Annotated in this window: 22 protein-coding genes; 10 read left to right on the top strand and 12 right to left on the bottom strand. The window is 71.5% G+C overall.

From position 1 onward, the window contains the following. Positions 1-64: 64 nt before the first annotated feature. Positions 65-1,354, bottom strand: a complete 1,290-nt coding sequence (locus BM109_RS14175) for a hydroxymethylglutaryl-CoA reductase, degradative (protein ID WP_093343691.1) — start codon at positions 1,352-1,354, stop codon at positions 65-67. Between the two features lie 143 nt (positions 1,355-1,497). On the opposite strand from BM109_RS14175, the gene BM109_RS14180 reads away from it, so the two are divergent. Then, a complete protein-coding gene (locus BM109_RS14180; protein ID WP_093343693.1) occupies positions 1,498-2,922 on the top strand; it encodes an aminotransferase-like domain-containing protein in 1,425 nt (474 codons plus the stop codon). Here the strand turns inward: BM109_RS14180 and BM109_RS14185 are convergent, their stop codons facing one another. Beyond that, positions 2,923-4,449, bottom strand: a complete 1,527-nt coding sequence (locus tag BM109_RS14185; RefSeq protein ID WP_177239343.1) for a class I adenylate-forming enzyme family protein — start codon at positions 4,447-4,449, stop codon at positions 2,923-2,925. 37 nt (positions 4,450-4,486) lie between these two features. After that, on the bottom strand, positions 4,487-5,278 hold the full coding sequence (locus BM109_RS14190) for a crotonase/enoyl-CoA hydratase family protein (protein ID WP_093343696.1): 792 nt from the start codon (positions 5,276-5,278) through the stop codon (positions 4,487-4,489). Positions 5,279-5,357: 79 nt separating this feature from the next. Here BM109_RS14190 and BM109_RS14195 point away from each other — a divergent pair, with 79 nt between their 5' ends. After that, positions 5,358-6,170 (top strand): PaaX family transcriptional regulator, encoded by an 813-nt coding sequence (locus BM109_RS14195; protein ID WP_093343698.1) that lies wholly within the window; start codon positions 5,358-5,360, stop codon positions 6,168-6,170. A 3-nt stretch (positions 6,171-6,173) separates the two neighbouring features. On the opposite strand, the gene BM109_RS14200 is transcribed toward BM109_RS14195, so the two are convergent. From BM109_RS14200 to BM109_RS14215, 4 genes are read right to left on the bottom strand one after another with little or no spacing between them, the layout of a single operon-like run. Continuing rightward, positions 6,174-7,982 carry a feruloyl-CoA synthase gene (locus BM109_RS14200; protein WP_093343699.1) on the bottom strand — a complete coding sequence of 603 codons (1,809 nt, stop codon included), beginning with the start codon at positions 7,980-7,982 and terminating at the stop codon, positions 6,174-6,176. A 1-nt stretch (position 7,983) separates the two neighbouring features. Then, on the bottom strand, positions 7,984-8,931 hold the full coding sequence (locus tag BM109_RS14205) for a 3-hydroxyacyl-CoA dehydrogenase NAD-binding domain-containing protein (protein WP_093343701.1): 948 nt from the start codon (positions 8,929-8,931) through the stop codon (positions 7,984-7,986). Continuing rightward, the gene (locus BM109_RS14210; RefSeq protein WP_093343702.1) at positions 8,928-10,133 is read right to left on the bottom strand and encodes an ABC transporter substrate-binding protein; all 1,206 of its coding nucleotides are present in this window, start codon (positions 10,131-10,133) and stop codon (positions 8,928-8,930) included. The genes BM109_RS14205 and BM109_RS14210 overlap by 4 nt, the downstream gene beginning before the upstream one ends. Before the next feature lie 38 nt (positions 10,134-10,171). After that, on the bottom strand, positions 10,172-11,092 hold the full coding sequence (locus tag BM109_RS14215) for a beta-keto acid cleavage family enzyme (protein WP_093343704.1): 921 nt from the start codon (positions 11,090-11,092) through the stop codon (positions 10,172-10,174). Between BM109_RS14215 and BM109_RS40755 the strand changes: the two genes are divergently transcribed. From BM109_RS40755 to BM109_RS14225, 3 genes are read left to right on the top strand one after another with little or no spacing between them, the layout of a single operon-like run. After that, positions 11,064-11,252 (top strand): hypothetical protein, encoded by a 189-nt coding sequence (locus tag BM109_RS40755; RefSeq protein ID WP_143129162.1) that lies wholly within the window; start codon positions 11,064-11,066, stop codon positions 11,250-11,252. The genes BM109_RS14215 and BM109_RS40755 overlap by 29 nt on opposite strands. Beyond that, complete coding sequence (locus tag BM109_RS14220) at positions 11,249-11,629, top strand: DUF1090 domain-containing protein (protein ID WP_093343705.1); 381 nt, start codon at positions 11,249-11,251, stop codon at positions 11,627-11,629. Before BM109_RS40755 ends, BM109_RS14220 begins: the two co-directional genes overlap by 4 nt. A gap of 13 nt (positions 11,630-11,642) precedes the next feature. Continuing rightward, positions 11,643-12,353 carry a Crp/Fnr family transcriptional regulator gene (locus BM109_RS14225; RefSeq protein ID WP_093343707.1) on the top strand — a complete coding sequence of 237 codons (711 nt, stop codon included), beginning with the start codon at positions 11,643-11,645 and terminating at the stop codon, positions 12,351-12,353. 22 nt (positions 12,354-12,375) lie between these two features. Here the strand turns inward: BM109_RS14225 and BM109_RS14230 are convergent, their stop codons facing one another. Beyond that, complete coding sequence (locus BM109_RS14230; protein WP_093343708.1) at positions 12,376-14,178, bottom strand: NAD(P)/FAD-dependent oxidoreductase; 1,803 nt, start codon at positions 14,176-14,178, stop codon at positions 12,376-12,378. A 371-nt stretch (positions 14,179-14,549) separates the two neighbouring features. On the opposite strand from BM109_RS14230, the gene BM109_RS14235 reads away from it, so the two are divergent. Further along, entirely contained in the window at positions 14,550-15,896 is a 1,347-nt protein-coding gene (locus BM109_RS14235) for a hypothetical protein (RefSeq protein WP_143129163.1), read from the top strand. Between the two features lie 49 nt (positions 15,897-15,945). Here BM109_RS14235 and BM109_RS14240 read toward each other — a convergent pair whose 3' ends face one another. Then, positions 15,946-17,019 (bottom strand): GlxA family transcriptional regulator, encoded by a 1,074-nt coding sequence (locus BM109_RS14240; RefSeq protein WP_093343711.1) that lies wholly within the window; start codon positions 17,017-17,019, stop codon positions 15,946-15,948. 103 nt (positions 17,020-17,122) lie between these two features. Between BM109_RS14240 and BM109_RS14245 the strand changes: the two genes are divergently transcribed. Genes BM109_RS14245 through BM109_RS14255 form a run of 3 tightly spaced genes read left to right on the top strand, consistent with a single transcriptional unit; the run spans position 17,123 to position 19,878 of the window. After that, positions 17,123-18,103 carry a tripartite tricarboxylate transporter substrate binding protein gene (locus BM109_RS14245; protein ID WP_093343712.1) on the top strand — a complete coding sequence of 327 codons (981 nt, stop codon included), beginning with the start codon at positions 17,123-17,125 and terminating at the stop codon, positions 18,101-18,103. Positions 18,104-18,125: 22 nt separating this feature from the next. Then, positions 18,126-18,971, top strand: a complete 846-nt coding sequence (locus BM109_RS14250) for an alpha/beta fold hydrolase (protein ID WP_093343714.1) — start codon at positions 18,126-18,128, stop codon at positions 18,969-18,971. 1 nt (position 18,972) lies between these two features. Continuing rightward, positions 18,973-19,878, top strand: coding sequence for an aminotransferase class IV (locus BM109_RS14255; protein WP_177239344.1), 906 nt, complete (start codon positions 18,973-18,975; stop codon positions 19,876-19,878). A 10-nt stretch (positions 19,879-19,888) separates the two neighbouring features. Here the strand turns inward: BM109_RS14255 and BM109_RS14260 are convergent, their stop codons facing one another. Next, on the bottom strand, positions 19,889-21,826 hold the full coding sequence (locus BM109_RS14260; protein ID WP_093343717.1) for a sigma-54-dependent Fis family transcriptional regulator: 1,938 nt from the start codon (positions 21,824-21,826) through the stop codon (positions 19,889-19,891). A gap of 162 nt (positions 21,827-21,988) precedes the next feature. Here BM109_RS14260 and BM109_RS14265 point away from each other — a divergent pair, with 162 nt between their 5' ends. Beyond that, positions 21,989-22,447 (top strand): hypothetical protein, encoded by a 459-nt coding sequence (locus BM109_RS14265; RefSeq protein ID WP_093343718.1) that lies wholly within the window; start codon positions 21,989-21,991, stop codon positions 22,445-22,447. Between the two features lie 19 nt (positions 22,448-22,466). Here BM109_RS14265 and BM109_RS14270 read toward each other — a convergent pair whose 3' ends face one another. Further along, entirely contained in the window at positions 22,467-24,341 is a 1,875-nt protein-coding gene (locus BM109_RS14270; RefSeq protein ID WP_093343720.1) for a tannase/feruloyl esterase family alpha/beta hydrolase, read from the bottom strand. Positions 24,342-24,429: 88 nt separating this feature from the next. Next, the gene (locus BM109_RS14275) at positions 24,430-25,329 is read right to left on the bottom strand and encodes a helix-turn-helix domain-containing protein (protein ID WP_093343721.1); all 900 of its coding nucleotides are present in this window, start codon (positions 25,327-25,329) and stop codon (positions 24,430-24,432) included. Positions 25,330-25,337: the final 8 nt, after the last annotated feature.

Genomic DNA, 25,337 nt, shown 5'->3' on the forward strand with positions numbered 1-25,337 from the left:
CCCGCGTGCCGCCGCGGTATCGGCCGCGGTCCGTGGTGCGGGCCCTTCCCGCGATGGCTGAGCTTCAGTGCCTGGCGCGCAGGGCTTCGAGCAGCGCCACCGCGCGGTCGGTGCGCACGTCGTGCTCGGTGGCCATCTGTTTGGCGACGGCGTCGATCTCGTCGCCCGTGGCACCGGCCACCAGCGCGATGTTTCGCGCATGCAGCGCCATGTGGCCGCGCTGGATGCCTTCGGTGGCGAGCGCGCGCAGCGCGCCGAGGTTCTGCGCCAGGCCCACGGCCACCGCCACCTCGCCGAGCTCCTGCGCCGACTGCACGCCGAGGATCTTGAGCGCCAGCCGCGCGAGCGGGTGGGTCTTGGTGGCGCCGCCGACCAGCCCCACGGGCATCGGCATCTCGATGGTGCCGACCAGCGCGCCGCTGCTGTCCTTCTCCCAGGTCGTGAGCGAGCCGTAGCGGCCATGGCGGCAGGCATAGGCATGCGCACCGGCCTCGACCGCGCGCCAGTCGTTGCCGGTGGCGACGATCACCGGGTCGATGCCGTTCATGATCCCCTTGTTGTGCGTGGCCGCGCGGTAGGGGTCGACGGCCGCGAAGGTGTAGGCGTCGAGCACGCCCTCGACGATCTCCTCGCCGCTGCGCTCGGCGGTCTTGAGCACCGCGGGCGTGAGCCGCACGCGGGCGCGCGCCAGCCGCAGGTCGGCCAGGTTCGAGAGGATGCGCAGCCGCACCGTGCCGCCCGTGAGCTGCTCGACCAGCGGCGACACCGCCTCGGCCATGGTGTTGACCGTGTTCGCGCCCATCGCGTCGCGCACGTCGACCACCAGGTGCAGCACCACCATCGCGCCGCGCGGCGTGTCCTCGAACACCTGCACCTCGATGTCGCGGCAGCCGCCGCCCAGGCCGATCAGCACCTTGTCGCGGCTGTTCGCGACCTCGAGGATGCGATCGCGCGCGCGCAGCAGCGCCAGCCGCGCGCCGTGCGGATCGCCCAGGCCCAGCAGCTGGACCTGCGCGCGCATCAGCGGCCCGCTGCTCGAGGCCTCGAAGCCGCCGCCCTCGCGCGCCAGCTTGGCCATGAAGGAGGCGGCGGCCACCACCGAGGGTTCCTCCACCGCCATCGGCACCAGGTACTCGCGGCCGTTGACCGTGAAGTTGCCGGCCACGCCCAGCGGCAGCTCGAAGGTGCCGATCACGTTCTCGACCATGCCGTTGGCGCGCTCGATGCCGAGCGCGCCGGGCGCGGCGAGCAGCGCCTTCTCCTCGGGCGTGAGCGCAGCGGCCTGCGCGATGTGATCGAGGCGCTGCTCGGGTGTCAGGGCTCGGAAATTGGGGAGGCGGGCGTCGGCGACCATCGTTCGTGCTTCGGTTCGTGCAAGGGGTGGATTCAAAAGCGTGCGAATCTAGGCCCGCTGTACCAGCCTTGGCAGGCACAGTTTCGCGGGACAGTCGGGACAGTGCGGCGCGTCCAGTGCCCGCTGTGTCACAGTCGCCGGCCATGAGCGCATCTTCCAGCCGCGGCCCGCGCGCCGCTCCCATCGCCGATTCGCTCGCCGAGGCCCTCGCGCGCCAGATCGCCAGCGGCGCCTACAAGGCCGGCGACAAGCTGCCCTCGCTGCGCGAGCTCGCGCAGCTGCACGGCTATGCCAAGAACACCGTGGTGGCGGCCTTCGAGAACCTGGTCTCGCGCGGCCTGGTCGAGCCGCGCCGGGGCTCGGGCTACTTCGTGCGCGCGCAGCCGAAGCCCGCGAGCGCCAGGCCGCCCGAGGACGATGCCGGCAGCCTGGGCCGCGCGATGGACATCGTGTGGCTGATGCGCGAGCAGCTCAAGACCGAGCCCGACGCGGTGGCCGTGGGCGACGGCTTCCCGCCGGTCGAATGGCTGGCCGACGTGCGGCTGGACAAGTACCACCCGAAGGTGGTGCGCACGGGGCTCGGCGCGCTGTTCCGCTACGGCAGCCGCTTCGGCTACGGCCCGCTGCGCGAGCACCTGGTGCGCAAGCTGGCCGACTTCGGCATCGGCGCCGAGCCGCGGCAGATCGTGCTCACGCACGGCGCCAACGAGGCCATGGACATCGTCATCCGCTACTTCGTGCCGCCCGGCGGCAAGGTGCTGGTCGACGATCCCGGCTACTACCCGCTGTTCGGCAAGCTCAAGCTCGCGGGCGCGCAGATGCTCGCGGTGCCGCGGCTGGCCGACGGGCCCGACCTCGAGGTGCTCGAGCAGCTGCTGGTGGCCGAGCGGCCGCGCCTGTTCTTCACGCAGTCGCTGGCCCACAACCCGACCGGCTCCGACATCTCGCCGGCCAAGGCCTTCCGCGTGCTGCAGCTGGCGCAGAAGCACGACCTGCTGATCGTCGAGAACGATCCGCTGGCCGACTTCAAGCCCACCGCGCTGCCGCGGCTGGCGGCGCTCGACCAGCTCGAGCGCACGATCTACATCGGCAGCTTCTCCAAGTCCTTCTCGGCCGCGCTGCGCGTGGGCTTCGTCGCCTGCGGCGCCGACCTCGCGAGCGACCTCGCCGATCTCAAGGCGCTGATCCACGTGAGCAGCTCGGAGTACGCCGAGCGCACGGTCGACGTGATCCTCAGCGAGGGCCACTACCAGCGTCACCTGAACCGGCTGCAGAACCGCCTGGGCGAGGCCACGCGCGAGGCGCTGCGCTTCTTCGATGCGGTGGGCGCCGAGGTGTTCGCGCGCAGTCCGCAGTCGCTCTATGTCTGGGCCGCGCTGCCGGGCGTGGCCGATTCGCTGGCCTTCGCCAGGGAGCTGCTGCCGCGGCGCATCGTGATGGCGCCGGGGCGCATCTTCAGCGTCGACTCGACGCAGGTCTCGCGCTGGTCGCGCTTCAACGTCGGCGCCATGGCCGACCCGCGCTTCGCGAAGGCGATGCGCGCCACGCTCAAGCGCGTGGGCGGCTGATCAGCCCCGGTGGCGCTCTCGCAGCGCGCGCCGATTGAGCTTGCCGACCGCGGTCTTCGGAATCTCCTCGGCGAAGATCACGCGCTGCGGCTTCTTGTACGAGGCGAGCCGCCCGGCCACGTGCGCGATCAGCGCCGCCTCGTCGATGGCCTGGCCCGCGCGCAGCACCACCACCGCCGTGACCACCTCCACCCACTTCTCGTGCGGCAGGCCGATCACCGCGCACTCGCGCACCGCGGGGTGCGTCATCAGCGCATCCTCGACCTCGCGCGGATAGACGTTGTAGCCGCCGCTGATGATCATGTCGGAGGTGCGGTCCTTCAGGTGCAGGAAGCCGCGCGCGTCGAACACGCCGACGTCGCGCGTGCGCACCCAGCCGCCCGCGACGAAGGTCTCGGCATTGAGCGCGGGTGCATCGTGGTAGCCCGCCACGGCCGAGGGCGCGCGCACCGCGATCTCGCCCGGCGTGCCGGCGGGCACCTCGTTGCCGGCCTCGTCGACCAGGCGCATCTCGACCTCGAGCGCGGGCTGGCCGCAGGCGCCCAGCAGTTCGTCGACATGGTCCTCGGGCCGCAGCACCGCGAGGCACAGCGGCACCTCGGTCTGGCCGTAGTACTGCCAGAAGCGGTGCCGGCCCCAGGCCGCCATCGCGCGCTGGATCACGCTGCGCGGCATCGGCGAGGCGCCGTAGATCACGTAGCGCAGCGCGCTCACGTCGGTGGCCGCCAGTTCCGGGTGCTCGAACAGCATCTGCAGCATGGTCGGCACCAGGTTGATCGCCGTGATGCGCTCGGCCTGCAGCGTGCGCAGGAACAGGCCCGGCTCGAAGCCCGGCAGGATCACGGTGCGGCCGCCGCGCAGCCAGAACGGCAGCACGAACACGCCGCTGGCATGGATCAGCGAGGCCGCGTGCAGCATCGCGTCCTCGGGCGTGGCGTTCAGCAGGTTCAGCAGCACGTTGCGGCAGATCGCCGCGTACGAGGCCTGCGTGTGCTGCGCGGCCTTCAGCGTGCCGGTGGTGCCCGAGGTGAAGAGCGTGAGCACCACGTCGTCGGGCGAAGGCTCGAAGTCGGGCGCCGTGGCGGGCAGCGTCGCCGCCCGTGCGAGCAGGTCGGGCGCGCCCTCGAGCGCCGCGCCGAGGCCCAGGCAGGCCAGGCCCGGTGCCGCCTCGCGCAGCGCCGCCGCGCGCTCGGCCAGGTCGGGGCCGAACACCAGGTGGGTGCAGCCGGTGTCGGCCAGCATGCGCGCATGCTCGGCCAGCGAGAGCCGCGCATTGAGCGGCACGCGGTTGATGCCGGCCTTCACGCAGGCGAAGTCCAGCGGCACGCTGTGCAGGCCGTTGTTGAGCAGCAGCGCCACGCGCGTGCGCGGCGCCGCGCCGGCCGCGTGCAGCGCCTGCGCGAGCCGGCTGCTGAGCTGGTCGACCTCGGTGAAGCTCAGGCTGCGTTCGCCGAACACGATGGCGGTGCGCGGGCCGTGCTGCAGCGCGCCGCGGCGAATCAGTTCGAGATAGGTGGGTGGGTGCAAGTCCGTGTCTCCTGTGTGTTCTTCGATGGGGGCGCGCTCAGCGCCCGAATTCGCCGTGGCGGCCCGTGCCGCCCGCGAAGCGCGCGGCGCCCGCCTCGCCCTCGGCCGCGACGATCGGCACGCCGCGCGCGCCCTCGCGGCGCAGCGCCTCGGCCAGCGGCAGGTCCCATTGCTCGAAGGCCGAGCGGCGGTCGGCCAGCATGCATTGCTGCGGGAAGGCGGCGATCTGGCGCGCCAGTTCCTGCGCCGCGGCCAGCGCGCCGCCGGGCGGCACGACGCGGTTCGCGAGGCCCATGGCCAGCGCCTCGGCCGCGCCCACGGGGCGGCCGGTCAGGATCATGTCGAGCGCGCGGCCCATGCCCACCAGCCGCGGCAGCCGCACCGTGCCGCCGTCGATCAGCGGCACGCCCCAGCGGCGGCAGAACACGCCGAACACCGCGTCCTCGTCGGCCACGCGCAGGTCGGCCAGCAGCGCCAGCTCGAGCCCGCCGGCCACCGCGTAGCCGTTGATCGCGGCGATCAGCGGCTTGGACAGCGCCATTCGCGTGGGCCCCATCGGGCCGCTGCCGCCGCCCTCGGGGTCGAGCTCGTTGCGCCGCGCGGGGTCGCCGACGGCCGTGAGGTCGGCGCCGGCGCAGAAGTGGCCGCCCGCGCCGGTCAGCACCGCCACGCGCAAGGCGTCGTCGGCCTCGAAGCGCTCGAAGGCCGCGCGCAGCTCGGCGGCCACCGCGCCGTCGACCGCGTTGCGCTGAGCAGGCCGGTCGATGGTGACGGTCAGGATGGCGCCATCGGATTCGGCGCGTACACAGGGGGTTTGTTCGGATGCCATGGAGGGGCTCCTTCGGACACAAAATTACGGAATGGATCGGTCCCGGTCATCGTAGGAAACATTTCATCATTTCGCAAACATGGACAAGATATGTAATGTCTCCGTCAGCCTGCCGAGCGCGCCCGACCTGATCCTCGACCTGCTGGTGGCCGACGGCGGCACGCTGAGTTCGCAGGCGCTGTGCCGCGCGGGCGCGCTGCTGGGCATCGGCGAGACCACGATGCGCGTGGGTCTCACGCGGCTCGCGGCCGAGGGCAAGATCGCGCGCGGCGAGCGCGGCAACTACCGGCTCGAGCGCGAGGGCCCGGCGCTGTCGCGCGCGGTCGACGGCTGGCTGCACAAGCAGGCGCAGGCCGTCGGCTGGCGCGGCGACTGGCTGGCCGTGCACGACGCCGGCGTGGCGCGCGCCGACAAGACCGCCTGGCGCCGCCACGGCCTCGCGCTCTCGCTGCGCGGCTTCGCGCCGCTGCGGCCCGGCCTGCAGATCCGGCCCGACAACCTCGCGGGCGGCCTCGAGGCCGAGCGCCGCAAGCTCAAGGAACTGGGGCTCTCGCCGGGCGCGCCGGTGTTCCGGCTCGCCGACCTCGACGAGGCGGCGCAGGCGAGCGCGCGCCGGCTGTGGGACGTGCGCGCGCTCGCCGCGCAATGCCGCCGCCTGCAGGCCGGTCTCGAGCGCAGCGAACAGCGCCTGCGCACGCGGCCGCTCGAAACGGCCGTGCGCGAATCGCTGCTGCTGGGCCGCGCGGTGATCGCGCACCTGATCCGCGATCCGCTGCTGCCGGCCGAGCTGATGCCGCCCGAGCCGCGTGCCGAGCTGCTCGCGGTCACGCGCCGCTACCAGGACACGGCGCGGCTGCTGTGGCGGCAGTGGCTGGCGCTGCCGGTGGCCTGAGGCTCAGCCCAGCCGCACCACCAGCGCATCCTCCGGCGCGCGCGCATGCAGCCGCTGCACCTCGGCCGCGCGCCGCACCAGCACCGCGCGCTGGTTGATGTAGCCCTTGTCGGTGATCTCGCCCGCATCGAGGCTGGGCGGCTCGCTCAGCACCAGCGCGCAGGCCGGGCACTGCGAGGAGCCCGCGCCCTCCGCGCGCAAGGCGCGCAGCACGCCCGCGATGCGCTCGGCCAGCGCCTCGGGCGCGAGCGCCGCGCCCTGCGGGCTCGCGAACACCAGCATGCCGATCTCGTCGCGGTCGTGGCCCGTGAGCACCACGTCCTGCGCATGCGGCGCCAGCAGCGACACCAGCTTCACGCGCAGCGTGCCGACCGAGACCCAGGTGCCGGTCGAGAGCTTGAAGTCCTCGGCCACACGGCCGTTGAAGATCACGCCGCGCGCCGGATCGGCGGCATCGGCGAGAAAGCCCGCGTCGCCTAGCCGGTAGTAGCCCTCCGCGTCGAAGGCCTGCGCGGTCTCGCGCGGCGCGCCGCGGTAGCCGGGGAACACCGACACGCCCTTCACGCGCATCTCGAGCTTCTCGCCGTTGGGCACGAACTTCAGCTCCAGCCCCGGCAGCGGTGCGCCGATGCAGCCCGCGCCATCGAGCTTCCAGTGCGCCGAGGTGATCGCGGGCGAGGTCTCGGTGGCGCCCCAGGAGGTGGTGAGCCACAGCGGCCGGTCGGGCCGCACGCGCCGCGCCACCGCCTCGAGCCGCTGCCAGGTCGAGGGCGCGAGCGCCGCGGCCGCGTAGAAGGCCAGGCGCAGGCGCGAGAACACCTCGGTGGCCAGCGCGTCGTCGGCCTCGAGGAAGGGCAGCAGCATGTCGTAGCCGCGCGGCACGTTGAACAGCAGCGTGGGTTTCACCTCGCGCAGGTTGCGCACCGTCTTCTCGATCAGTCCCGGCGCGGGCCGGCCCTCGTCGATGTAGAGCGCGCCGCCGTTCGCCAGCACCATGTTCAGGTCGTGGTTGGCGCCGAAGGTATGGCTCCAGGGCAGCCAGTCGACCAGCACCGGCTTCTCGTGCGCGAGGAAGCGCCAGGTCTGGGCCATCATCTGCTGGTTGGCGCACAGCATGCGGTGGGTGTTGATCACCACCTTGGGCTTGCCGGTCGAGCCCGAGGTCAGCAGGTACTTGGCATGGGTGTCGGGCAGCACCGCTTCGAAGGCCTGCATCACGGCGGGCGTCTCGGCGCTGGCGAGCAGCCGCGCGAAGGCCAGCGCGCCGGGGTGCGCTTCGGCGTTGCGGCTGAACACCGCGACCGCCGCCACGCCGCTGCCCGCGAGCGCGGCGCCGTAGGCCCTGGCGTCCGAGGCATAGACCAGCCCCGGCCGCAGCGCGCGCAGCATCTCGTGCAGCCGCGAGGGGTCCTTGGCCATGCGCGAATAGGCGCTCGACAGCGAGCAGGCCGCGCGGCCGATGTGCATCGTGGCCAGCATCAGCACCGCGTGGTCGATCGCGTTGTCCGACAGGATCACGACCGGCGCGTCGGCCGGCAGGTCGAGGTCGAGCAGGCCCTGCGCCACCGCGCCGACGGCCTGGCGCAGCGCGCGGTAGTCGAGCCGGCGCCAGTCCGCGCCGCCGTCGTCGCGCTCGGCGAAGGCCAGCGCCTCGGGCGTCTCGCGCGCCCAGCGCTCGATCCATTCGCCGATGCAGCGCGCATAGGGCTTCAGCGCCTGCGGCGAGCGCAGCGCGAAGGAGCCGTCGTCGAAGTCGATGCGCACCGTGCGGGGCGGGGCGATCAGGCTGTCGTCTTGGAGGAAGTCGGTCATGTCAATCGAGTGTGCCGGTGTCGGCCTTGGCGCGAATCAGGTTCAACAGCAGGGTGTCGCGCGCGGCTTCGAGCTCGTCCGTGCGGCGCGTGCCCAGCTCCTGCGCCACGCCTTCGCTCACCCGCGCCTGGAGCGCGGGCGTCATCGAGGGCGCGCCCAGGTCCTTCCACCAGTCCTCGATCGGCCCGCCCAGGTGCGCGAGCACGTGCGCGATGCCGCCCGCGCCGCCCGACAGGTGCAGGTTCATGAACGGTCCCATCACGGCCCAGCGCAGGCCCGGGCCGTGCGCGATCGCGGTGTCGATGTCGGCCACCGAGGCCACGCCCTGCTCGACCAGGTGGAAGGCCTCGCGCCACAGCGCGGCCTGCAGCCGGTTCGCGATGTGGCCCTTGACCTCGCGCTTCACGTGGATCGGCCGCTTGCCGATGGCCGCGTAGAAGGCCAGGGTGCGCTCGATGGTGTCGGCCGACGTGCGCTCGCCGCCGATCACTTCCACCAGCGGGATCAGGTGCGGCGGGTTGAACGGATGGCCGAGCACCACGCGTTGCGGGTGCGCGCAGCCCGACTGCACGCCGCTGATCGCCAGGCCCGATGAGCTCGAGGCCAGGATCGCGTCGGGCGGCGCGGCCGCGTCCATGCGGCGGAACAGCTCGATCTTGAAGTCCATGCGCTCGGGGCCGTTCTCCTGCACGAAGTCGGCCACCGAGACCGCGTCCTCCAGGCTGTCGTGGAAGCGCAGCCGGTCGACCGAGGCGCCCGCGGCCAGCCCGAAGCGCTCGAGCGTGGGCCAGTGCTGCGCCACCGCCTGGCGCAGCCTTTCTTCGGCGCCGGGCGAGGGATCGGTCGCGTTGGCGTCGAGGCCCTGCGCGAGGAAGTAGGCGGTCCAGCTCGCGCCGATCACGCCGGTGCCGACCACCGCAACGCGCCGTACGCCGTGCGCCGCGCTCATGACTTCCACCGCGCGCAGCGGCTCTCGGCCTTGGTGGTCCAGGCGGCTTCGCCGCGGATCGCTTCCACCACCTTGTAGTAGTCCCAGGGCTCCTTCGATTCCTCGGGCGACTTCACCTGCATCAGGTGCATGTCGTGCACCATCAGGCCGTCGTCGCGCAGCCAGCCGCCCTTGACGAACATGTCGTCGAACTTCGTCCTGCGCAGCTGCGCCATCACCTTGTCGGCATCGTCGCTGCCGGCGGCCTTCACGGCCTGCAGGTACTGCAGCGCGGCCGAGTAGTCGCCGGCATGGAACGAGGAGGGCATGCGCTTGTGCTTGTCGAAGAAGCGCCGCGCCCAGGTGCGCGCCTCGGGGCTCTGGTTCCAGTACCAGCTGTCGGTCAGGTACATGCCCTGCGAGGCCTTGAGGCCCAGCGCATGCACGTCGTTGATGGTGATGATCATGCCGGCCAGCTTCATGTTCTTGGCGATGCCGAACTCGGCCGCCGACTTGATCGCGTTGACCGTGTCGCCGCCCGCGTTGGCGAGCGCCAGCACCTGCGCCTTCGAGCTCTGCGCCTGCAGCATGAAGGACGAGAAGTCGCTCGCGCCCAGCGGGTGCTTGACCGAGCCCGCCACCGTGCCGCCGTTCGCCAGCACCGTCTTGGTCGCGTCGTTCTGCAGCGCGGCGCCGAAGGCATAGTCGGCCGCCACGAAGTACCAGCTCTTGCCGCCGGCCTTGACCACCGCGCTCGCGGTGCCGCGCGCCATCGCCACCGTGTCGTAGGCGTAGTGCACCGTGTAGGGCGAGCAGTACTCGTTGGTGAGGCTCGACGCGCCCGAACCCACCACGAAGTAGGGCTTCTTCTTGTCCGCCGCCACGCCGGCCATGGCGATGGCCGCGCCCGAGTTGACGCCGCCGATCAGCATGTCGACCTTCTGCACGTCGAACCACTCGCGCGCCTTGGCGGCGGCGATGTCGGGCTTGTTCTGGTGGTCGGCCGTGACCAGCTCGATCTTCTTGCCGCCGATGGCGCCGCCCATGTCGGCGATCGCCATGCGGATCGCCTCGGCGCCGGCCGGGCCGTCGTAGTCGCGGTACAGGCCCGACATGTCGCTGATGAAGCCGATGCGGATCACGTCGTCGGACACCTGGGCCGATGCGCTCGCGGCCAGGGCGGTGCCGAGCGCGAGGGCCAGGGCGGTGCGGGAAAGGTTCATTCGATCTGTCTCCGTTCGTTGTTCTGGCGGGTGCCGGTTCAGCCGAGCGCGAACTCGGGCCGCGGCGTGCCCACGCGCGGCAGGCCCATGAGCTGGCGTGCCTCGGCGGGCGTCGCCACTTCCATGTCGAGCTCGCGGATCACGCGCACGATGCGCTCGGTGAGCTGCACGTTGGTGGCCAGCTCGCCCTGGCGGAAGTAGAGGTTGTCCTCGAGGCCGACGCGCGCATGGCCGCCCAGCAGCAGCGCGGCCACGTTGGCCTCGAGCTGCGAGGTGCCGATGCCGCTGACGCCGAAGATGCTGCCCTTGGGCAGCGTGTCGACCATCATCTGCAGGAAGCGTGGCGAGTAGGGCATCGCGTTCTGGAAGTTGCGGTGCACGTTCATCACCAGGTTGATGAAGTAGGGCTCGTCGTCATGGCCCTCGCCGATCAGCGTGGTCGCGTCCTGCAGGATGTGCGTGGGGCTGAACACCTCCCATTCGGGCTTGATGCCGCGCGCCTTCATGCCGGCGGCGAGCTCGCGCCCGCGCGTGATCGGCGTGTCCATCAGGATCTGCCTGCCCTCGAAGCTGAGGTTCAGCGTGGTGGCGTCGAGCGTGCACATCTCGGCGCCCGCGTCCATGCCCTTGATGCGTTCCTCCCACGCGATCTCCCAGCGGTCGCCGGCCAGCGGCTTGACCATGTCGCCGTGCACGCCGCCGCCTGTGGAGTTGTTGAGCACGATGTCGCAGCCGCCCGCGCGGATGCGGCTGTTGATCTCGCGGTAGACCCCGGCGTCGCAGGTCGCGCCATCGTCGGGGCGGCGCGCATGGATCGCCGCCACGCTGGCGCCGGCGTTCCAGCAGCGCAGCACGTCGGCCGCGATCTCGGCAGGCTGGGTGGGGAGGTGGGGGTTCTGGGACTTGTGCGCCATGCCGCCGGTGGGGGCGATGGTCACGATCACTTTGCGCTTCGACATGGCGGGGTTCCTGGAGTCCTTCGTGGAGCGCGCCATTATTTTTGGCGCGGGCAGCGCACTCAGTCATCGCGACGACATTCGGGGGCAGGGTTTACGCGGCGTGCAGGGACTACAGTCGCCCCTGTCGTTCGCATTCATCCACAACAAGGAGCGCTCATGAAACTGTCATCGCTGATCCTCGCGGCCGCCGCGGTCCTCGCATCGGGCCAGGCCTTCGCGCAGGGCGGTCCCGAGGCGGGCTGCGCCGCCAAGCGCGAGGCCATTTCCCGCGACATCGAAGCCGCCAAGGCGCAAGGCCAGGACCACCGCGTGCGCGGCCTCGAGCGCGCGCTGGCCGAGGTGCGCCGCAACTGCAGCGACGCCAGGCTGGCCGCGCGCCACCAGGAGCGCATCCGTGGCGAGGAACGCAAGGTCGCGCAGCGCGAACGCGAGCTGGCCGAGGCACGCCGCAAGGGCGATCGCGACAAGATCGCGCGCCGCGAGGACAAGCTGCGCGAGGCGCAGGCCGAGCTGCAGCGCGTCAAGGACCTGCCCTGAGCCTCGAGAGAAGATGCCCGCTGCCCGGCCTGTTCCTCCCCCCGCCTCGCTGACCCTGGCTCAACTGCTGCAGGGCTCGGCCTGGTTTCCGCAGCTCGGCGTGGCCGCCGGCGAGCGCGTGCTCGAGGAGATGCGCGAGGTCGAGGTGGCGACTGGCGCCGCGCTGTGCCGCTGCGGCGACACCCCGCTGCACTGGTACGGCACCATCGACGGCCTGCTCAAGTGGTGCGTGAGCTCGCCCGACGGGCGCTCGGTCACCCTGGGCGGCCTGTCGACCGGCAGCTGGTTCGGCGAAGGCACGCTGCTGCGCGGCGTGCCGCGCACCGCGGACATCATCGCGCTGCGCCCCAGCCGGGTGGCGCTGATGCCGCTGGAGACCTTCGACTGGCTGCGCGCCACGCACCGCAGCTTCGACGACTTCCTGCTGCGCCAGATCAACGAGCGCATGCACTGGTTCCTCGGCAACTTCGCCGCCCACCACCTGCTGGACACCGACAGCCAGGTCGCGCGCGCGCTCGTCGGCCTGTTCCACGAGTGGCTGCATCCGGGCAGCGATCCGCACCTGGAGGTGTCCCAGGAGGAGATCGCCAACCTCTCGGGCCTGTCGCGCCAGCGCTGCAACGCGGCGTTGCGGCGGCTGGCATCGGCCGGTCTGCTGCGCATCGAGTACGGCGGCATCACCGTGACCGATCTCGACGGCCTGCGCCGCCGCATCGACGGCTGAAAAGTTCCGGGCGCCGCGCGCCTCAGCGCCGGTGGTGCGAGGGCGCGAGTTCGTACACCGGCGTGTCGAGCCCTTCGGCGCGCGCCTTGAGCTGCAGCGCGAGGAACTGCGAGTAGTGGCGCGACTGGTGCAGGTTGCCGCCGTGGATCCAGAGGTTCGGCACCTGCGTCGGCTTCCACATGTTGCGCAGCTCGCCCTCCCACGGGCCGGGATCCTTCGGCGTGTCGGAGCCCAGGCCCCAGCACTTGCCGACCCGGTCGGCGACCTCGGGCGAGATCAGGTCGGCCAGCCAGCCGTTCATCGAGCCGTAGCCGGTGGCATAGACCAGCAGGTCGGCCGGCAGCTCGCTGCCGTCGGTCAGCGTCACCGAGCGTTCGTTCACGCGCTCGATGTTCACGCCGCTCCTGAGCTTCACGCTGCCGTTGGCCACCAGCTCCGAGGCGCCCACATCGATGTAGTAGCCCGAGCCGCGCCGCAGGTACTTCATGAACAGGCCCGAGCCGTCGGCGCCGAAGTCGAGCAGGAAGCCCGCCTTCTCCAGCCGCGCATAAAGGTCGGCATCGCGCTTCTTCATCTCGTCGTAGACCGGGATGTGGAAGGTGTGCATCACCTGGTAGGGCACCGAGGCGAAGATCAGGTCGGCCTTGTGGTGGTCGATGCCGCTCTTCACCGCCTGCTCGGAATACAGGCCGCCGAGCGCCAGTTCCATCAGCGAGTCGGAGGGCGCGATGTGGGTCGACGAGCGCTGGATCATGGTCACGTCGGCGCCGTGCTCCCACAGCGCGGCGCAGATGTCGTGCGCCGAGTTGTTCGAGCCCAGCACCACGCACTTCTTGCCCGCGTAGGCCTCGGGCCCGGGGTGCTTGCTCGAATGGTGCTGGTCGCCCTGGAAGTTCTCGGCGCCCGCGAGCACGGGCACGTTCGGGTAGCCCGACACGCCGAGCGCGAACACCAGCTGCTTCGGCCGCAGCACCACCTCCTTGCCCTCGCGTTCCACGCGCACTTCCCAGCGCTGCGTGGCCTCGTCGAAGCGCGCCTTCTTCGCCGTGGTCGAGCTCCAGTAGTTGAGCTCCATCACCTTGGTGTACATCTCGAGCCAGTCGCCGACCTTGTCCTTGGGCGCGAACACCGGCCAGTCGTCGGGGAAGGGCATGTAGGGCAGGTGGTCGTACCAGACCGGGTCGTGCAGGCACAGCGACTTGTAGCGGTTGCGCCAGGAGTCCCCCGCGCGCGCGTTGCGCTCGATGATGATCGTGGGCACGCCGAGCCGGCGCAGCCGCGCGCCGAGCGCGATCCCGCCCTGGCCGCCGCCCACGATCACCACCTCGGGCTGCTCGGTGTAGCCCAGCTTGCGCGCTTCCTCCTCGCGCTTCTCGAGCCAGCTCTGGCGGCCCTTGTGCACGCCGTGCTCCGCGCCCTTGATGCGGTTCGCGCCGGTCTTCTCCTCGAAGCCCTTGAGCTCGGTCATGGTGGTCAGCAGCGTCCAGGCCTTGCCGCCGCGCAACCGCAGATGGCCGCGGCCGCGCGCCACCCGGGTCTCGAACGTGAACCAGGCCTCGGTCACCCCGTCGGCCTCGCTGGCCTCGCCCTCGAGCGCGAAGTTCGAGGGCTGCGTGTCGGCCAGCCGCGCCGCCAGCATCGCGCGGATCGCGCCCGCGCCTTCCTGCGTGCGGATGTTCCAGGTGAAGGCCACGAGGTCGCGCCAGAAGCCCTCGGCCTCGAACAGCGCGACCGTGGCCTCGACGTCGTTGCGCGCGAGCGCGGCGCCGAAGTCGGCCAGCCAGGTGGCGGCAGCCCGCGTGGGGGCGGCGGTGGATGCGGTCATCGAATGTCTCCGTGTATGAATGGATGAGAACGAACGCTGCGCCGCGGACGGCGCGGGTTGCGTTGCGCAGCTTTCGTGCCGTGGGGTGGCGCACGGTGGATCAAGGACTTGGCGGGGGTTTTGTCGCGGGTGGGGTGCGTTGTCGTGCTCCCGATGCGACGCGGATGAGACGGCGAGACGGCCCCGACGCCTTTGCGAAGTCCCTTCAATCACCCATTGGGAGGAGCGTTGCCGCAGGGCGACGACCACGTTTCATGGTGATGCGAAAGTATTCCGTCGCGGATAGATTTGGCCGCCGTCTGCCGACGAGGTCGGCGGGGCAACGAGTCAATCCAACAGAAAGAGATGAGGAAATGAGGAGCACGACAACAATGGCCCTGTGCGCCACGGCACTGGCGGCGGTCATCGCGGGATGCGGTGGTGGTGGGGGAGGTGGTGGCGGCGGGCTGCCGTTCGCCGTGGTGCCGCAGACGCCCGCCGAGTCGGAAGCCAAGCTGTCCGTCGAGGTCGACGGCAGCGCGGCGAATCCCGACGGTGCGGGCAAGTACCAGGTGGCGCCGGGCCAGCTCGTGACGGTCAAGTCCAGCGATGGCAGCGAGATCACCTGGACCGCGGACAGCCGCGATGGCGCGGCCCAGCGCGTCGAGGTCGATACCTCCGGCTCGCAATGGCTGTCGCGCTTCAAGAACCCCAATGCGACGGGCAGCGCCGAGTTCAAGCTGACGGCCAGCGCATCGGGCAACCGCCGCAAGGAACTGAGCTTCTCGGTCGGCAACGGCGATTACCGCAACGGCCGCTACACCGTGTACGCGGCCAACGGCTCGCGCCAGGTGCTCGCCATCGATTTCGACAAGGCCACCTACACCCTGACCGACACGGCGGGCGATGCGAGCTCGGGCACCCTGACCGCGGGCGCGTCGAGCGACGGCTACTGGAAGGTGCAGAGCAGCCGCAGCAAGAGCAGCGTCCTCGCGCTGCGCGGCCTCGGCGACAACATCGTCGGCTCGCTTCCGTTCGCGGTGGGCTACAAGTCGCCGACCACCTACGAACCGTTCCCCTTCATCGCGTCGCGCGCGCTGGTCCTTCAGCAGGGCAAGCTCGACGGCACCTACGACCGCGGCCGCATCGACTACTCGGCCACGGGCAAGGAGTCGACGATCACGCAGATCCAGGTCTCGGGCGGCGGCAAGGTGATGAAGCAGTGCCTCAGCCTGACCGTCTACAAGATCGAACGCTGCCCGAGCGCCGACGTGTCCGTCAGCAACATCGAGCCCGACCCGCAGCAGCCCGGGCTGTGGATGATGAAGAGCGCCGTCGACGGCAGCCTGTTCGGCCGCTTCGCGCTCGCCGACTTCGGCGGCGAAACCGTGTACCTGAGCGCGGGTCCGTCGACCTACAACTCCCAGGTGCTGGCGGTGGGCGTGCCGGCCGCACTGGACTACGCCGACTTCAGCAGCAGGGGCTGGTCGGCCGACGGCTCGACCGACGTCGCCGTGGCGGCCGGCTCGAAGTACACGCTGTCGACCTCGATCGGCGCCATCACCACGCAGGCCGATCTCACCCTGGCGCCCCAACCTTCCTACGGTCCGCTGGGCATGCGCTCGGCGACGCAGGGCGGGGATGCCTACGTCGCAATGCGTTCGAAGCGGCTCGAGCTGCTGATCGGCGAGCGCGGCACGGCGAAAGCTGGCTTCCTGCACCTGGGCCTGGTCGACTGATCGCGTCCACTCCGCGACAAGCCCGCGCCCGCCAGGGTGCGGGCTTTTTTCATGGGCGGGCCGCCGGCTTTCCCTTGCCCGGCGCCAGCACGTCGTCGAAAGCCTGCAACTGCCACACCGCGCGCGGCGTGCGCACCGTGTAGCGCTCGCGGTATTCCGACGGGCTCATGCCGGCGATGCGCTTGAAGGTGCGGCGGAAGGTCGAGACGTCCGCGTAGCCCGAGGCGTCGGCGATCTCGTGCATCGAGCGCCAGGTGGCCTCGAGCCACATGCGCGCGCGCTTCACGCGCAGCTCGTGCAGGAACTGGATCGGCGAACGCTCGATGTGGCGCGCGAACAGCCGCACCAGCGTGCGTTCGCTGACCGCCGCGGCCGAGGCCATCTCGGCCACCGTCAGCGGCCGGCCCGCGTTGGCCTCGATGAAGGCGATGGCGCGGTGCAGCGGCGCATCGCGCGAGGTGCCCACCACCTGCTCGGGGATGTCGAGCACCAGGTGCTGGCGTTCGGGGTTGGCGAGGAACTTGTCGCGGCAGGCCGCGGCGAGGTCCGACAGGCCGACGCCGTCGAGCAGCTTGAGCACCATCGCATGCATCAGGTCGGGCGTGGCCGCCAGCACCATGTGCGGGCCGAGCGTCAACGGGGTCTCGCTGTGGATCGGCGTGTCGGGGAAGTCGTGCGCGAAGCCCGACTGGTAGAGCCACGACAGCGGCACCGGCTGGTGCGCGAGCAGTCCCGCGCGCCCGGCCAGCCACAGGCCGGTGCCGCAGGCACCGATCCAGTCGCCGGCCGCGTGGCGGCTCGCGAGCTGCGCGCAGAGCGCGGCGTTCTGCGCCACCAGCCGGCGCAGGCCGGGAATGGTCACCATCATCAGCGGCGGCACCACCGCGAGCGCGGTGGCGGGCGCGCGGCGCGAGCGCTTCGCCTCCTCGTCCGACTGGAACGCGAGGCGCCGCATCGCATGCGGTCCGCCGTCGGGCCCGAGCAGCCGCCAGGCCACCGGCGCGTCGATGCGCCGCCCCGCGCGCGCACGCGCCAGCGAGTTCACTTCGCGCAGGATGTCGATGGCACCGAAGACGCTGCCGGGCAGGCCGCCATGTGGCAGGTAGAGGTCGAAGCGGATCATGGGCTTGGCGGATTGTGTACCCCGAGTGGCTGAAAAGGTCCTGTGCCGCGCGGGACCGCGTTTGTAGCATCCGCTCCCACGTCAACCACAGCCGGAGTTCGAGATGAGCCTCACATGGATCGCGCGCCGCCTGGCCATCGGCCTCGCGGTGCTTCCCCTGGTCGCGGGTGCGCAGGCCTGGCCCGCCAGGCCGGTGAACTGGGTCGTGCCCTATCCCGCGGGCGGCCCGGCCGACGTGATCGCCCGCGCCATCGCGCCGCGCATGGCACGCGAGCTGGGCCAGCCGGTGCTGGTGGAGAACCTCGGCGGCGTGGGCGGCGCGCTGGCCGCGCAGAAGGTGCTGAACGCGCCGGCCGACGGCTACACGGTGCTGCAGGGCTCGCCCAACGAAGTCATCCTCGCGCCGCTCGCACGCGCCGCGGTGAAGCTCAGGCTCGAGGACTTCGTGCTGGTCTCGCCGGCCACCAACAACCCGCTGGTGCTGGTGACGCGCAAGGCGCTCGCGGCCGACGACCTCGATGCCTTCGCGGCGCTCGCGCGCTCTTCCGCCGCGCAGCCGCTGACCTACGGCAGCGTGGGCGTGGGCTCGATGTTCCATCTCGCGGCCGAGGACCTGGCCGCGCGCATGGATGCCAGGGTCATGCACGTGCCCTACAGCGGTGGCGCGCCGCTGATCCAGGACCTGGGCGGCGCCAACCTCGACTTCGCGCTGATGCCCTTCACCACCGGCTACCTGGGGCTGGCCGAGACCGGCCGGCTCAAGATCCTCGCGGTCGCCTCGAAGCAGCGCCTCGCGCAGATGAAGAACGTGCCGACCTTCGCGGAAAGCCGCGTCGCCGCCGACTACGAGGCCGGTGCCTGGGCCGGGCCGATGGTGCGCAAGGGCACGCCCGAGGCCGTGGTCGAGCGCCTGCACAAGGCGCTGCAGGCGAGCCTGGCCGACCCGCAGGTGCGCACGACCCTCGAGGCCTCGGGCTCGCAGGTGTCCGAGCGCATGAGCCTGGCCGAGGCCGCGCGCTTCCTGGCCGCCGAGGCCGAGCGCTACCGCACGCTCGCGCGCCGCATCGGCGTGCGGCCCGAATGAGCGCCGCGCGAGGAGCATCGGCATGAGCTTTGTGCATTCCGGCGGCGTCGACATCTATTACGAGCGCACGGGCCAGGGGCCGGCACTCTTGTTCTGCCATGGTGCGGGATCGAATGCCGCGACCTGGTGGCAGCAGGTTCCCGCGTTCTCACAGCGCTTCACCTGCATCGCGTTCGACGCGCGCTGCTTCGGCCGTTCGGTCGCGCCGCTCGAGGCCTTCGGGCACGAGGCGCTGGTGGCCGATGCGCTCGCGGTCCTCGATGCCGAGGGCATCGACAGCGCCGCGCTGGTGTGCCAGTCGCTCGGCGGCATGACCGGCGCGCGGCTCGCGCTGCGCCATCCCGAGCGGGTGTGGGCCTTCGCCTGCTGCGACTCGCCGCTGGCGATCGACCATCCGCGGATGCTGGCCAACGTCGCGGCCTTCCTCGGCGAGGTGGCGGCGACCGAGCTCGAGGACCGCGCGCTGAGCCCGGCCTTCGTGCGCGAGCGGCCCGCGATGGCCTGGCTGTACCGGCAGATCAACCAGTTCAATCCCGCGGTGCACGGCGCCGCGGCCGGCCGCGGCGGCCCGGGATGGGGCGAGCGTCTCGCAGCGCTGTTCGCGCCGCAGCAGCTGCTCGCGCTCGACGACCTGCAACGCCTGTGCTGCCCGACGCTGTTCGTGGTCGGTGCCGAGGACCGCGTGGTCACGCCCGCGGTGGTGCGCGACATCGCGCGCCAGGTCGAGGGCAGCCGCGTGGCCGAGATCGCGGCCGCGGGGCATTCGCCGTACTTCGAACAGGCGCAGAACTTCAATGCCGCGGTGCTGGCCTTTCTCGTCGATGCCTGGGCCGGCGCGCGCCAGGGTTTTCCAACTGCAGGAGCTTGAGATGCGATTCGAGAACGCTTCCTTCCTCGGGCGTCGCGCGATGCTCGCCGCGGGCCTGTCGGCCATGGGCGGCGCCAGCGCGGCCGATGCGCCCGCACCCGCACCCGCACCGGCCGTGGGCCGTATCGACGGCGAGCCGCCCTCGGTCGGCGACCTGCGCGCGATGGCGCTCGCCAACTACGGGCACTTCAGCACCATGCGCATCCGCCGGCGCAGCGTGCAGGGGCTGGACTTCCAGCTGGCCCGGCTGGACCGCAGCACGCGGCTCTTGTTCGGCAGCGAGCTCGAGGGCGAGCGGGTGCGCCGGCTGGTGCGCGAGGCCGTGCCCGACGACGACCGGACCTGGCTGGTGCGCATCAACGTCTTCCCGCGCGTGGCGGGCTTCGCCGACCTCACCAAGCCGATGCCCGCCGGCGTGTTCGTCACCCAGTCGCCGCTCGCGGCCGAGGCGCCGCCGCCGCGCGCCGTGCGCTCGGTGCAGCACGAGCGCGTGCTGCCCGAGGTCAAGCACGTCGGCACCTTCGGCCTGTTCCACCACCGCAAGCTCGCGCAGGCGGCGGGTTTCGACGACGCGCTGTTCCTCGACGCACGGCGCAGCATCTCGGAGGGAAGCACGTGGAACGTCGGCTTCTACGACGGGCGCCGCGTGGTGCTGCCGACCGCGCCCGCGCTGCCCGGCGGTGCCATCCACCTGCTGCGGCTGGGCATGCGCTCGCATGGCATTCCCTTCGTCGAGCGCGACATCCGCATCGACGAGATCAAGGATTTCGAGCTGGCTTTCTGGACCAACGTGCCCGACACGGTGCGGCCGCTGCGGCGCATCGATGCGACCGAGTTCTCGGTGTCGCATCCGCTGCACGAGCGACTGAAGGCCTGCTACGAATCGAACGCATGGACCGCGCTGTAGCCGTGTGCGATCAGCCGCGCCGGGGCGCGACGATGCCGAGCCGCTTCATGTGCCGGTACACGGTGGCGCGGCTCAGGCCCAGCGCATCGGCCGCCTGCGCGACGCGCCAGCGGTGCTGGCGCAGCGCCGCGAGCAACCGCTCCGATTCGGCGGCCGTGTCCTCGGCCGCGTCGATCACGGCCGCCGCGGGCATCGCCGCCGCAACACGCTCGGGCAGCCGCAGGTCCTCCACCCTCACTTCGCGCCCCGTGCACAACGCCAGCGCGAGCCGCAGCACGTTGCGCAGCTCGCGCAGGTTGCCGGGCCAGCGGTGCGCCATCAGCGCTTCGATCGCTTCTCCCGACAGCCGCGCGTTCGAATCCATGGCCGTGGCCTCCTCGGCGAACAGGCGGTCGATCATGTGGCGCCGATCACCGCGCTCGCGCAGCGGCGGCAGCTTCAGCACGGCGCCGCACAGGCGGTAGTAGAGGTCCTCGCGGAAGCGGCCTGCCGCGACGAGTTCACTCAGGCCCCGGTGCGTGGCGGCCACCACCGCGAGGTCCACGCGCTGCGGCGCGTCGCCGCCCAGCGGCAGCACCTCGCCCTCCGACAGCACGCGCAGCAGCCGTGTCTGCAGGGCCATCGGCATGTCGCCGATCTCGTCGAGGAACAGCGTGCCGCGGTCGGCCTGCGCGATCAGGCCCTTCATGCCCTTGCTGCGGCCACCGGTGAAAGTGCCGGGCAGGTAGCCGAACAGCTCGCTCTCGATCAGCGAATCGGGAATGGCCGCGCAGTTCACGGCCACGAAGGGCAGGGCCGCGCGGCGGCTCGCGCCGTGCAGCGCGCGCGCCAGCACCTCCTTGCCGCTGCCGGTCTCGCCCTCGATCAGCACGTGGATGCCGCGGTCGACCAGCCGGCGCGCCTGCGCGAGCAGCGACTGCATCGCGGGATCGTCGCCCGCGATGCCCTCGAGCGGCGGCAGCCGGTCGACGCCATGCGGGGTCTTGCGCTCGGCGGGCGCCACCGGCGCGGCGGTGCGGCGCGTCACGCGCGGCGCGAGCAGCGAGGCGTGGTACTCGCCGCCGTCCGGCAGCAGCACCGTGTGGGCGAAGGGCATGGCCGATGCGCTCGCGCCCAGGCGCCAGATCGCATCGAGCGGCATGCGCAGCAGCTCGGCCACGCCGGTGCCGACCGGATGGGCCGCGAACAGCCGCCGCGCGCTGCTGTTCGCGCCGACCACCGTGCCCGCCTCGTCGAGCGCGAGCATCAGCTCGCCGGCGACGTCGACCAGGCCGAAGGCGCTGCCCAGCCGCAGCACCCAGTGGCCGCGGAAGTGGCGCAGGAAATCGGCGTCCTCGATCATGCGCGCGTAGATCGCGACCAGGTGCCGCACCAGGTGCTGGCTCTCCTTGGCCTCGGGCGAATGCAGCGCCGACACGTCGAGCACCGCCGTGAGCCGCCCGCCATGGTCGAACAGCGGCGCGGTGGTGCAGGTCAGCGCGATGTGGGTGGCGTCGAAGTGCTCGGTCTGGTGGCAGGTCATCGGTGCCTGCTCGACCAGGCAGGTGCCCACGCCGCAGGTGCCCGCATGGGCCTCGTTCCAGTCGGCGCCGAGGTAGAGGCCGGCCTTGCGCAGCTGGTCGTCCCAGGCCGGATTGCCGATGTAGTCGACCGTGATGCCCTCGGCATCGGTCAGCAGCACCATGTAGCCGAGGTCGGCCACGCGGCGGTAGATGTCCTCCATGCCCGCGCGCGCGGTGCACAGGAAGTGCTCGAGCTGCTGCTGGTGCGCGCGCACCTCGTGCGCCGGCAGGATGCGCGCGGGCGTGGGCCGCGAGGGATCGAGGCCATGGTCGCGCACGCAGCGCGCCCACGACTTGTGGACCAGGCTGGTCGCCGGATCGGCCAGCGCGGTGCCGGTGGCGATCGAATAGACGTTGTCGATGTGGCGCGATTGCAGGGAAGGCATGCTCGACCTCGCGATGGCGAGCGGCCGCCGGAAGATCGGAGCGCGGCCGCGCAGCCGGACATCATTCGGCTGTCGCGCTGTCGCAGCACAGAGGTGAAACCCGGTGCGCCACCGGACTTTCACCGGGACGCGCTACGCTTCGTCTCCACCGGAGACCGATGCATGCACACCTTCCAGCTCTTCGCCGACTACTTTCAGTTCTACATCCAGGACGAATCCGCCGAAGGCGATCTTTCCGATGCATGGAGCGACGAGGCCGTGGAGCGCATGCTCGCGACCGCGCCCGGCGTGGTCGGCATCGGCACGGCGCGCAACATGAACGTGCCGGTCACGCTCGAGATCCTCGAGGCCGCGCCGCCGCTCGCTGCCGATGCCTGGGAGCACATCGTCGAATGCACGCTCGCGACGGCGAGCGGGCGCCTCGCGATCGCGGGTTGCACCGACTACTTTCCGGATGCGGCGCGCATAGCGATCGCGCCGGGCACCTACCGCGTGCGCGCCTGCTACGCGGGGCTCGCGACGCTGTCCGAGGGCGGGCTCGAGGGCGAGGACCGTTACCACCTCGCGCTGTGGCCGGCGCCGGCCATCGAGCCCACGATCGTCAAGCACCGCGTGGCCTGACAAGGCTTGAGCGCGCCGCTCAGCGGCAGGCGAAGCTCTCCGCCTTCGACGTGTCCCCGCCCAGGTACGCGATCTTCTTCGGATAGGTGCACAGCGGTCGCGCGAGCGACTTGTCGCCGTTGCGCAGCACGAGGTTCTCGGGCGGGATGCCCTTCTCGACCCAGTCGGTGAGCGCGGTGAACAGCTGGTTCGGCGCGGGCAGCGGCGGGTTGGCCGCGGGGCTGGTGCCGGGCAGGCCGTCGACCGAGCCCACGCCCATGCAATGGCCCATCGCGGGGATCTCGAGGTAGCGGTAGAACTTCTGCAGCGCATCGATGCCGCCCATCGCGCCGGCCGCGCGCTCGTAGTAGTGGGCGGTGCCCGAGTTCGGGATCACCTGGTCGGCCAGGCCGTGGTAGGTCAGCATCTTGGCGCCGCGGTCGCGGAAGCGCGCGAGGTCGGGGTTGTCGGCATTGATGTTCGCGAACGCACCCTGCAGCGCCTTGCCGCGGTCGCTAGCGTTGGCGAGCTGCGCGTAGCCCAGGCCCTTCCAGCGGTCGGCGCCGTTGCCGGTGGCGTTGATGAAGTCGGGCGTGGCGAGCGTCGGGTCCTGCAGGTTCAGCGCGACCTGGTGCACGGCGATGGGGAAGGGCGCGGGCACGCCGCCGGCCGAGCTGGCCAGGCCCGAGAGCGCGGTGCCGCGCGTGGGGCCGTACCAGAGCTGGTTCGACGCCAGCGTGGGGCCGTAGCCGATGTCGCCTGCGGCCGCGGGGGCGCTGCCGTCGCGGGTCTGGCCGTACCAGATCTTGTTGACGGCCTGCGCCTGCGCGGTGCTCAGGCAGGCCGCGGTGGCATTGCTGCCGCCGCTGGCGGTGCACAGCACGGCCTTGTCCTGCACCGGGTCGTAGCGGCAGGCGGCGGGATCGCTGATGAAGCCCTCGTGCTTGCCGGTGAGCTGGCTGTCGCAGGCGCTGACCGCGGCCGAGGACACCAGCGTGGCCTGCTCGGGCGTGAGCGGCGTGCCGCCGAGGTCGCGCTGCATCACGACCTGCGGATAGAGCTCGGCCGTGATGAAGGTGCTCCAGTTGATCGCGCTGTTGCCCGCGAGGATGCCGTCGAAGTCGTCGGGATTGACCTGCGCCTGCATGTGGCCCTGGCGCCCGCCGGTGGAGCAGCCGTCCCAGTACGAGTACTTCGGCGCATCGCCGTAGAAGCCGGCCGCGAGCGCCTTGGCCTTGACCGCCATCTCGTGGATGCCGCGGCTCGCGAAGTCGGTCCACAGCGCGGTGTTGACGGTGCCGTCGGGGTTCATCGCGAAGGCGCCGTCGGTGCCGGCCACGGGGCTCGACGAGGCATGGCCGGTGTCGGTGATGGCGCTGACCGAGCCCTCGGTGCCGGCCACGCGCGAAGGCGCATCGATGCCGCCGGCGTTGCCGATGCGGTCGAGCGCGCTGATCGAGGGTTCGCCCGCGAAGCCGCCGCCGCCGAGCACGCGCACGCGCTGGTTCCACGCGGCCTTGGCGGGCAGCCAGACCTCGATGCCGATGCCCGGCGAGGTCGAAGGCGCGCCGGCGGGACCGGCGTGGCCCGGCCCGACGTTGAGCTTGACCATGCACAGGTCGCTGGCCGCGAGCGTGCCGGTGGCCTTGCCGTCGAGGTTGAGGTCGTCGCCCTTCCTGAACTGCTTCACCAGCCGCACGGTGGTGTTGGCATCGGGCTTGAACGCGGTCTTGAGGCTGTCGTCGCACGTCAGCGCGACCGGTGCCGCGGGTGGCGGCGCGGCCGGCACGATCGGCAGCACGGTGTTCGACGAGCCGCTGCCGCCGCAGGCCGAGAGCGCGGCGGCCGCGGCGAGGCACAGCAGGGCGATGGAGGGTGGAACGGAACGGGTGTGGGATCTGTTGTGGTGGCGCATCTTCTGTCTCCTGTGTTGGCAGACATCGAATGTGCCGAGCGTGCCTCGCACGGTCTATCGACATGCGATCAGCGCTTGCAGGATTCCCTCAACCGGCCCTCGGACTTACCCGCGATGCACGCGTGCGCGCGGGCGTGCTGCCCACGAGCTGGCGGAAAACCTGCGTGAAATGCGCCTGGCTCGAGAAGCCCACCGCGTGCGCGATCTCGGCCAGCGCGAGCGGGCCGTCGAGCAGCGCGAGTGCCTGCCGCACGCGCTGCTCCATCACGTAGCGATAGGGTGTGGCGCCGGTGCTGGCGCGGAACAGCCGCGTGAAGTGCACCGCGCTCATCTGCAGCTCGGCCGCGAGCGTGTCGATGCCGAAGTCCTCGGCCAGGTGCGCCATCACCCAGTCGTAGACGCGGCGCAGGTCGGCCTGCGAGAGCCGGCCGCGCGGTCGCTGCGTGCTGCGCGCGCAGCCGTAGCGGCCCTGCAGGTAGCTCGCGAGCGCCATCGACAGCCCCTGCGCATGCAGCCGGCCCGAGCTGCAGCCGCGCTCGATCTCGTCGCGCATGGCGGTGGCCAGCAGCTGCAAGGTGGCATCGGTGGTCGACAGCTGGGTCTGCAGGTGCAGCTCGCCGTCGCTCTCGGGCATGAGGCTGCGCAGCGCCTCGGGGCGGATCTCGATCGCGATCATCTCCTCGAGGCAGCCGGTCCAGCTCGCGCGGTCGACCTCGTAGCCCCGCTCGAAGATGCTCATGCTGCCCGCGCGCGTCTCGATGCGGTGCGAACGCCGGCCCTGCGTCATGACGCCGCTCAGATGGCCGCGCACGCACAGCCCGATCAGCGGATGCGGGTTGTAGCAGGCCGGGTTCTCGCCGTCGCCGATCATCGCGCGCACCTCGAAGGCGAAGCCCTGCCACGGCGTGGCGCCCGCGTTCAGCAGCAGCCGGCCGTCCATGCGCAACGGCTTGCCCGTGGTGTCGAGCAGGCTGATCTCGCGCGTCATGGCGGCGG

Origin of the sequence: Variovorax sp. PDC80, from assembly GCF_900115375.1 — a bacterium.
In the GTDB taxonomy this organism is placed as follows: Bacteria; Pseudomonadota; Gammaproteobacteria; order Burkholderiales; family Burkholderiaceae_C; genus Variovorax.